We start from the raw sequence: 7,278 nt of genomic DNA, 5'->3' as shown, positions 1-7,278 counted from the left end.
ATCACCTCATCAACCACATCCCGAGGAACCGACGAAGCCAAAACCCCCAGCGACACCAGATCCGTCAACCGGGCACCAGCCGCCACACCATCACCCGCCACAGCCCAAGATCACACCACAAGATCAACTTAAGCTAAGCGGCATTGGCTCATACATCCAAAAAATAGCGGCTGGTCTCATCACCAAAGAGACTCTGGTGTACCAGCAGCCACAAGCTCTAGCTGTGCAGGTGTGCGGGCTTGCCGGTCAGCTGTTCGACGTCGACAGTCGCGGCGCGGAGCAGGCGATGGGCAAGTTCGAACAGCGCTCGGGCCGCGGCGAGTTCGGCACCGACCTCCGCAACGTTGACGTCCTCGGGGCTCCGCTTAGCCAACCCGGTGCCCCGCAGATCGGTCGCGTCCCGAGTGTGCAAGTGCGCTTGGGCGTGAGTGCGGTCTTCTTCCTCGGTGAGGTAGATGTCGACCGACCAGTGCTCTGTCATGGGCATCGCGAAACTCCTCGTCATTAGGTCTGGATCTGCCAACTCTCGGGATGACCGGGCGCACATGGGTGATCATCTTGCGCGCGAACTCCCGGCCTTCGGAGCACAGCTGCCGCTCGATTTCCTCGAGAAGGCGCCGTTCGTAGGGTCTCAGCACCGGAACCTCCCGAGATGCACCGAGCCTACGAGGAAAATGATCGCGAGCCGAGGAGGGGACAACTAGAGCCCATCGGCCCCACCCCCACGACGTCCGAGGGCACTCATCCGGTAGTTTCTGCCGCCCACGTGATCGCATCACCGACCTCGTCGTATCCGAAACTGTTCACTTCGGCCTGTACGAAGTGTTTGGCAAGATGCGGTACCAGACTCGCCAGTTTGCTGTCCGCCGACAGCGCCACGCGCTTGACCTTGCGATGGTGGTCGCGCACGAATCGCACGTGCCGGAGCATGCTCGAGACGTTCTCCCAGCCGGGAAACTCGCGAGCATGGACTACCAGGCCACGCAGATCACCGTGCTCGTTCAGCCACGCATCCGCTGTCCGCGCCAGGGCGTCGAAGTCCTGCACCCGCAAAGGTTCTTTGACCTCGACCACGAGGACTCCCGACTCAAAAACGAGCCGGTGCGACACGCCGGGGCCTTCGGGCAAGGAGCTCAACCAGTCGATCGCCGCATCCCGTTCGCCGTTGCCGAAGACCCGCACCGGGCAGGGAAGCAGGAACCTCACAAGCCGGCTCGACTCCCGGATCCACCATGTGTCGCTGACGACCGCACAGCCGTCGAACAGCTGAATCGCCCCGAACCCGAGCTTGGTGTCCTCCCAAGCCGCCCCCGGTGTGAAACCATGGAATTCCGCCCCGAACTGGTAGAGGAGTCGAATGCGCCGGTTCTCCCTCCGCGCCGACTCGACGAGCGGCTCAAAGACGCCTTCGTAGTCCTCTTTCGACACCGTGCCAATGGCTTTGACAGCGTCGATCCCGTCCGGTGCGTCCGTCAGCAACTCAAGCATCTCGGTCTCCCTTAATCGAATCCACACTGTCGCGAGTCGCTTTCCCGGGTTCCGTCCAGGTACGGGTTCGCCTGAGGACAACGTCCGTGACCCGGTCGGCGGAGTCATTCACAGCGAGCTGGTCAGCGTGGTGCGGGCACGGCTGCGGACGGCATGGGTTGCCACCGATCGGCCAGTTGCTTCTCCAGCTGCGCCATGGTGGTGTACTCCAAATCCTCCAGCGGGAGCCGGTGCGGCTCGAACGGTCCATGTCGCCGCAGGTAATCCATCACCTCGTTGGTCTGCGCCCGGGCCCGGTCGAACGACGGGTCGTCGAAGAGGTCCCGCGGCCCGATCAGTTTGCCCTCGTGGACCTGGAAACCCAGAGCCACCACCCGCGGCGGACCGTCGAACCGAGCGGGGTGAGCGTCGTCGACGCTGACCGGCATCATCGGCGCGTGGTGCGACCCGCGCATGCACCCACCCGCGGTGTAGGCGAATGCAAACGGCTCCAGTACCTCGCCGAGGGCAGGCAGCCCGGACTGGCAACGTACGATCATCACCGGGTCGTCCTTACCGACGTACTTGCCGGCGATCAGCGACAACCGCTGCGTCGAGGTCGCCACCGCCTGCTCGCTCAGGGTCTTGGACTCCACCGAGTGGATCACATACCGAGCCGGTGCACCGATGAACATCAGCATCTCGTAGAGCTCGCGTGGGCAGTCGAACCAGATCCGCTTCTCCTCATACAGATCGTAGACCTCGAACCGGAACCCGGCGTGCATCTTCGCATCGATCACCAGGCCCGCGGTGTTGAACGGATCCGCAAACGCCTTGTACAAAGGCAGGTTCCACGCTCCGGGCTCGGTCTTGTCAGCCAGGAAGCACACCACCGGCTCGCTCGGCCGCTCGGTGAACTCCAGCTCCGCATAGCCCGGACCCATCCCCCGCAGGTTCCCGCTGAACGCATCCGAGAGCAGGTCCTGCCCCGCACCGTAGAGACCGAGCCGCTTGGCGATCTCCGTGGTCCGCAAGAACACATCCCAAGCAAAGGAATGGACTTCCTCAGCATCGGCACCGCGCTCGTGCGTCATAATCAACGACAGGTCATCCCCGCAGCTGGCGACCTTCCCGTCCAGAAGCAGCCGATCGCCCACCGCGCTGCTCAGCGCGTCCCGCGCGGCACTCATCATCTCCGGGTGCACGGCCGAATGACCGACGAAACCGCCGGTATCGGCTTTGATGATGCTCAACGTAACCATCCCTACCTCCAGCCCGAGAATCCGTGACCAACCTCCGCCGCGCCGACGGACGGCCGCAAGGGCCGACCGGCCTCATATCACGGCTCTCGCCCGGGTACCCATGAGGCGGCACCTAGTCCCGGGTTGGGAGCTGGTCATGACGGCAGACGGGGCCGTAGTCGTGGGTGTGGACGGCTCTTCGCACTCCACCACCGCGGTGACGTGGGTAGCCGCGAGGCCGATCTCCGGCATTCACCTCAGCTCCATCTCGTGATGGTCACCCGAGATCCACGGACCGATGACGAAGCTCGGGAAACCACATCCGCCATGGCGGACCGGCTGACCGCTGAGCACCCGCAACTGGAGATCTCGACCGAGGTCGTACCCGGACACCCGGCGGATGTGGTGGTCCGCCAGTCGGATAACCCGGTCGTGGCGAGGCTGGACAACTCTGCGTACAGCCCGCGCGGCCCTGCGTTTCGCATTCGACGCCGCAGCACACTACGAGACCGAGCTCGTCGCGATGCGGGTGTAACGGGATGTCGGATACGCCCCGAGCGTGCCCACACTCCTCTTCGAGACGGCTGATCTTCGGGGACAAGCTCAACGCGTCCTCGCGGAACAACTCGTCGGGTGGCCGCAGCAGTACCCCGGCGTGCCGGTTCAAGAGTTCGTGCAACGCGGGCATTCGGTGGCCGAACTCGCCGCCGCCGCTGATGCGCCGCGGTTGTTGGCCGTCGGGCACCGCGGCCGAAGAGAGTTCAACGGGTTGCTGGGGTCAGTAGCAGCAGAGGTGGTCCAGCAGGCGTCGTGCCCCGTGGCGGGTCGTCCGCGGTTAGAGCAGTTGAGGCCTGCGCAGAAGCGCTCAGAGCTCCTGTCGAGTCCACTTTGGCCCGACGATCTCCCACTCCCGGTGCCATGCTATGTGCTCCTGGGGAGAGCAGTCCCCTCCAGGCTGGGCGACGCGTCCGGGCGCGATCAGGGCATTCGTCATCGAAACCGGTTTCGACGGTGGAACGTTGTCGAGTGCCGCTCGCGGCGACGGGCAGGCCACACGCCCGCCCACGCCCCTCAGTTCGTATTACGGTAGTTCGCCAGGCCGTCCGACCGGGACCGCGCTGTGCGCCTCGGTGCCGGAGGGACGTTGGGTGCTTCGGGTGCGTGCATGTGGTCGTGTCGAGGGGCGAGGTGGATCTGGACGGCGTACACGACCCAGCCAAGCGCGGCCAGGCCGAGCCAGTTGATGGCCCGGTAGAGGAGGACGGTCGCCATGGCCGGGGCGGCCGGAATCCCGGATGCGATCAGCACGCCCAGCAAGCTTCCCTCGGCCAGGCCCGCTCCGCCGGGGAAGATCTGCAACGCAATGGCGCCCTGCACCGCCAGGTAGCCCAGCACGAGCATCGACCACGGCACCGGATGGTCGAGTGCCACGACGCTCAAGCACAGGCTGAGGTAGTCCAGGATCCAGCTCAGCGCCGCGAGTGCGACAACGGCCACCCACTGGGGCCCGCTGGGACGGAGCAGTCCGATCCGGTCCGACATGCGTCGCAGGGTCGCGTCGGGATCGGTCATCCAGGCGCGCCGGCACGTTCGGCAGCGGCCCGGAAGCCACCGTCCCAGCCAGGTCACGGCCAGCAGGCATCGGCGCAGAGCCGAGGGGCGAGTCACCACCGCCCAGCAGACCCATGCGGTGAGGCCGACGCCGCCCGAGAGCGCACCAGCGACGAGCGGCGGGATCTGCCCCGCTCCACCTGCACCGGCGATACCGAGCAGCATCAACAAAACCGTCGCAACGGCCCCGGACAGTACCACCGACCACGCGGCCAAAGCGACATCAACGTTGCGCTTGCGCAGCTGGCAGGTCGCATAGACGAACCCGGCGGCGTTGCCCACCGCCGGCAGGGTGGTCGACAGCGCGTTCTCCGCGAAATTGATTGTCTGGACGGTCCGCACCGGCAAACGCACGCCACCCGCGAGCAATAGCCGTCGGTGCAGCTCCCCGTAAGCCGCCATGGACCCGACACCCAGCAGGACCGCCGCACCGACCCATCCCCACCGGAGATGCTCGAGTTCCGCACCAAGGTGCCCCGCCTCGCTCCCCAGTACGGGCAGTTGCCACCCCAGGACCCCCAGTCCTCCCAGCACCACTACCCACTGCGCGATCGTGCGGACCCGCTGTCGCATCCTCGTTCCCCTGTACTCCGGCGACGCGGCGCACGGTTGGCCCCGGCCGGTTTCCACGCTGCTCGGGTCGACGTCCCACGATGAAGGGCGGAGCCAGCACCGCGTCAGGGTCCAACGGCCCCACACCATACGCTGTTCGCGGCGAGCCGCGGACGATTACCCAAATCCCCTATCTCCCCTGCTATTGAGTGGGAATTGTTGGAGCATCGCTGGAGGGCAAGCGGGGTGGATGACCATGTGCTTGCAGCACATCATCGAAGGCGCCTCGCGTCGACACTGAGATCTGTTCCCCGTGGCCTGCTACGACCGTGGTTGACATCGTCGTTGTGGGGTCGGGGGAGCCATCGCCGTGCAGGGCCTGTTCTTCTTCGGGCCGCGCCGGGCCTACGGTTCACTGCCCGCCCGAGGTCTCGCTAGGGCCGACTGGCCTTATGTCCCGAAGCTGGCGCGGGGTACCCAGGATGCGGGCAGCGGGAGGTTTGGCATGGAGTCGAGTGGGCGGGTTGTCGTCGGAATGGACGGCTCCGAATCATCGCTGACGGCCGTTCGGTGGGCTGCTGGAGAAGCCGATCTGCGGCCCACCAAGCGACTGCACGTCGTGATGGCCTCCGGTGACCCGATGTGGGACGACGAAGCATGGGAAGTCCTCGGGCCCGTGAATGACCAGATCGCAGGCGACCACCCGAGCCTTGAAGTCTCCTCGGACGTCGTGCCCGGCGACCCCGCGGACGTCCTGCTGCAGCTCTCCGACGGTGCCGTGCTGGTAGCGGTCGGTTCGCGCGGACGAAGCACCCTGGCCGCGACCTTGCTGGGCTCAGTCAGCGCCAAGGTGGCTACCCACGCGCGGTGCCCGGTCGTCGTGGTCCGAGAGCGCCGCTACAGGGGCCCGGTGGTAGTCGGGCTGGACAACTCCCCGCACAGCGGCTCCGCCCTGCGATACGCGTTCGACGCCGCGTCCCGGTATGAGTCCGAGCTCGTGGCAATGCACGTGTGGCAGGACATCGAGTACGCGCCGGTCGTGCCCCGCCTGGAATACGAGCTGGCCGACCTGCGCGACGAAGCGCTGCGCAGGGTGGCCGAGCAACTCGCCGGCTGTGCCGAGTCCTACCCGAACGTGCCTGTCCGCAAGGTCGCCCAGCGAGGACACCCGGTCGCCGAGCTCGCCGCCGCAGCCGAAGATGCCCGGCTGCTGGTCGTCGGACACCGCGGACGAGGCGGATTCACCGGGCTGCTGCTCGGGTCGGTGGCCGCCGGCGTGCTACAGCACGCCCCGTGCCCAGTAGCTGTCGTCCGCGGCGCGAGAGGTTGAGGGAGTGCCATGTCAACACCGGACCAGCCCGTCGTGGTGGGCATTGACGGATCGGACAGCTCAATCGCGGCTGCCGACTGGGCCGCTGCCGAAGCGGATCGCCGCCACGCACCATTGCACGTCGTCATCGGCAACGACGATCCGGCCCGCGCCGACTACGCCGAGAAGGCGGCGCAGAAGGCCGCAGCGGAATGCAGAGCCAATCGGCCGAATCTTGCGGTGACCGCCCAAGTCGCGACCGGCAATCCGGTCGAAGTGCTGTTGCACCAGAGCACGAAAGCACAGCTGGTGGTCCTCGGTGCGCGTGGGCATGGCGGTTTCACCGACGCCCTGCTGGGCGGGGTGAGCGTCGGCGTGGCCACCCACGCGTCATGCCCAGTCATCATCGTGCGCAAGGGCATCCCCACCACCGTGGGCCCAGTGGTCGCCGGTGTGGATGATTCACCGTGCAGCCAGGAAGCGCTGCGGTTCGCTTTCGCCTCCGCAAACCGGCTGGGCACCGACCTGGTCGCGATGCAGGTGTGGCATGAAGAAGGCCTGCTCGCCGTGCCCTTGACGCCCGCCGACCGCGAAAAGGTGGAACGGGACATCAAACAGTCGCTGGGCAAGCAAACCGCGGCCCTGCGCGACGAATTCCCAAAGGTCAGTGTTCGCGAGCTGCCCCAGCGGGGGCATCCCGTAGCGGCCTTGACCGATGCGGCCCGCGACGCGCGCTTACTCGTTGTCGGGCACCGGGGCGGCGGCGGGTTCGACGGGCTTTTCCTGGGCTCGGTGGCTGCAGGCGTCTTGCACCACGCCCAGTGCCCGGTGGCTGTCGTGCGTGCCGCAGCAGGAGCGTCGTAAGCGGCAGCTTCCCACCCTGAAACAGGACAGGGGGCCGCCGGTAGCACTAGCACGTCACCCAGCGCGCAGGACCGCGACAGGGCAAGAGGCCCGGTTGACAACAGCATGACTCACCGAGCCGAGCAGGCTGCGACGGATGCGCCCCCTCCCATGGCTGCCCACGACCAGCAGGCTCGCGCCCCCTGCTTCTCTGAACAGCGCCTCGGCGGGCTTTTCCGGCGTCACCACCCGCCG

8 protein-coding genes are annotated in these 7,278 nt (G+C 66.6%); 3 read left to right on the top strand and 5 right to left on the bottom strand.

Features of this window, described 5'->3' with window-relative positions; translation table 11 throughout:
• Window positions 1-217: 217 nt before the first annotated feature.
• The 3 genes from ACWDKQ_RS34195 to fbp all read right to left on the bottom strand — a co-directional run bounded on the left by ACWDKQ_RS34195 (window position 218) and on the right by fbp (window position 2,729).
• Complete coding sequence (locus ACWDKQ_RS34195) at window positions 218-487, bottom strand: DUF1876 domain-containing protein (RefSeq protein ID WP_450142902.1); 270 nt, start codon at window positions 485-487, stop codon at window positions 218-220.
• A 254-nt stretch (window positions 488-741) separates the two neighbouring features.
• On the bottom strand, window positions 742-1,488 hold the full coding sequence (locus tag ACWDKQ_RS34190; protein WP_450142901.1) for an STAS/SEC14 domain-containing protein: 747 nt from the start codon (window positions 1,486-1,488) through the stop codon (window positions 742-744).
• 122 nt (window positions 1,489-1,610) lie between these two features.
• A complete protein-coding gene (gene fbp, locus ACWDKQ_RS34185) occupies window positions 1,611-2,729 on the bottom strand; it encodes a fructose-1,6-bisphosphate aldolase/phosphatase (RefSeq protein WP_450142900.1) in 1,119 nt (372 codons plus the stop codon).
• Between the two features lie 538 nt (window positions 2,730-3,267).
• Between fbp and ACWDKQ_RS34180 the strand changes: the two genes are divergently transcribed.
• Window positions 3,268-3,798, top strand: coding sequence for a universal stress protein (locus ACWDKQ_RS34180; protein WP_450142899.1), 531 nt, complete (start codon window positions 3,268-3,270; stop codon window positions 3,796-3,798).
• On the opposite strand, the gene ACWDKQ_RS34175 is transcribed toward ACWDKQ_RS34180, so the two are convergent.
• Entirely contained in the window at window positions 3,780-4,892 is a 1,113-nt protein-coding gene (locus tag ACWDKQ_RS34175; protein WP_450142898.1) for a lysylphosphatidylglycerol synthase transmembrane domain-containing protein, read from the bottom strand. The two genes, ACWDKQ_RS34180 and ACWDKQ_RS34175, sit on opposite strands and share 19 nt — an antisense overlap.
• Window positions 4,893-5,241: 349 nt before the next feature.
• Here ACWDKQ_RS34175 and ACWDKQ_RS34170 point away from each other — a divergent pair, with 349 nt between their 5' ends.
• Window positions 5,242-6,201 carry a universal stress protein gene (locus tag ACWDKQ_RS34170; protein WP_450142897.1) on the top strand — a complete coding sequence of 320 codons (960 nt, stop codon included), beginning with the start codon at window positions 5,242-5,244 and terminating at the stop codon, window positions 6,199-6,201.
• A gap of 9 nt (window positions 6,202-6,210) precedes the next feature.
• Entirely contained in the window at window positions 6,211-7,044 is an 834-nt protein-coding gene (locus tag ACWDKQ_RS34165; RefSeq protein ID WP_450142896.1) for a universal stress protein, read from the top strand.
• A 54-nt stretch (window positions 7,045-7,098) separates the two neighbouring features.
• Here the strand turns inward: ACWDKQ_RS34165 and ACWDKQ_RS34160 are convergent.
• A partial coding sequence (locus ACWDKQ_RS34160) for a universal stress protein (RefSeq protein WP_450142895.1) occupies window positions 7,099-7,278 on the bottom strand: 180 nt, incomplete at its 5' end.

It is taken from the genome of Saccharopolyspora sp. NPDC000995 (assembly GCF_053599315.1).
The sequence above is the reverse complement of the archived record's forward strand: the minus strand, read 5'-3'. Positions and strand labels throughout refer to the sequence as shown.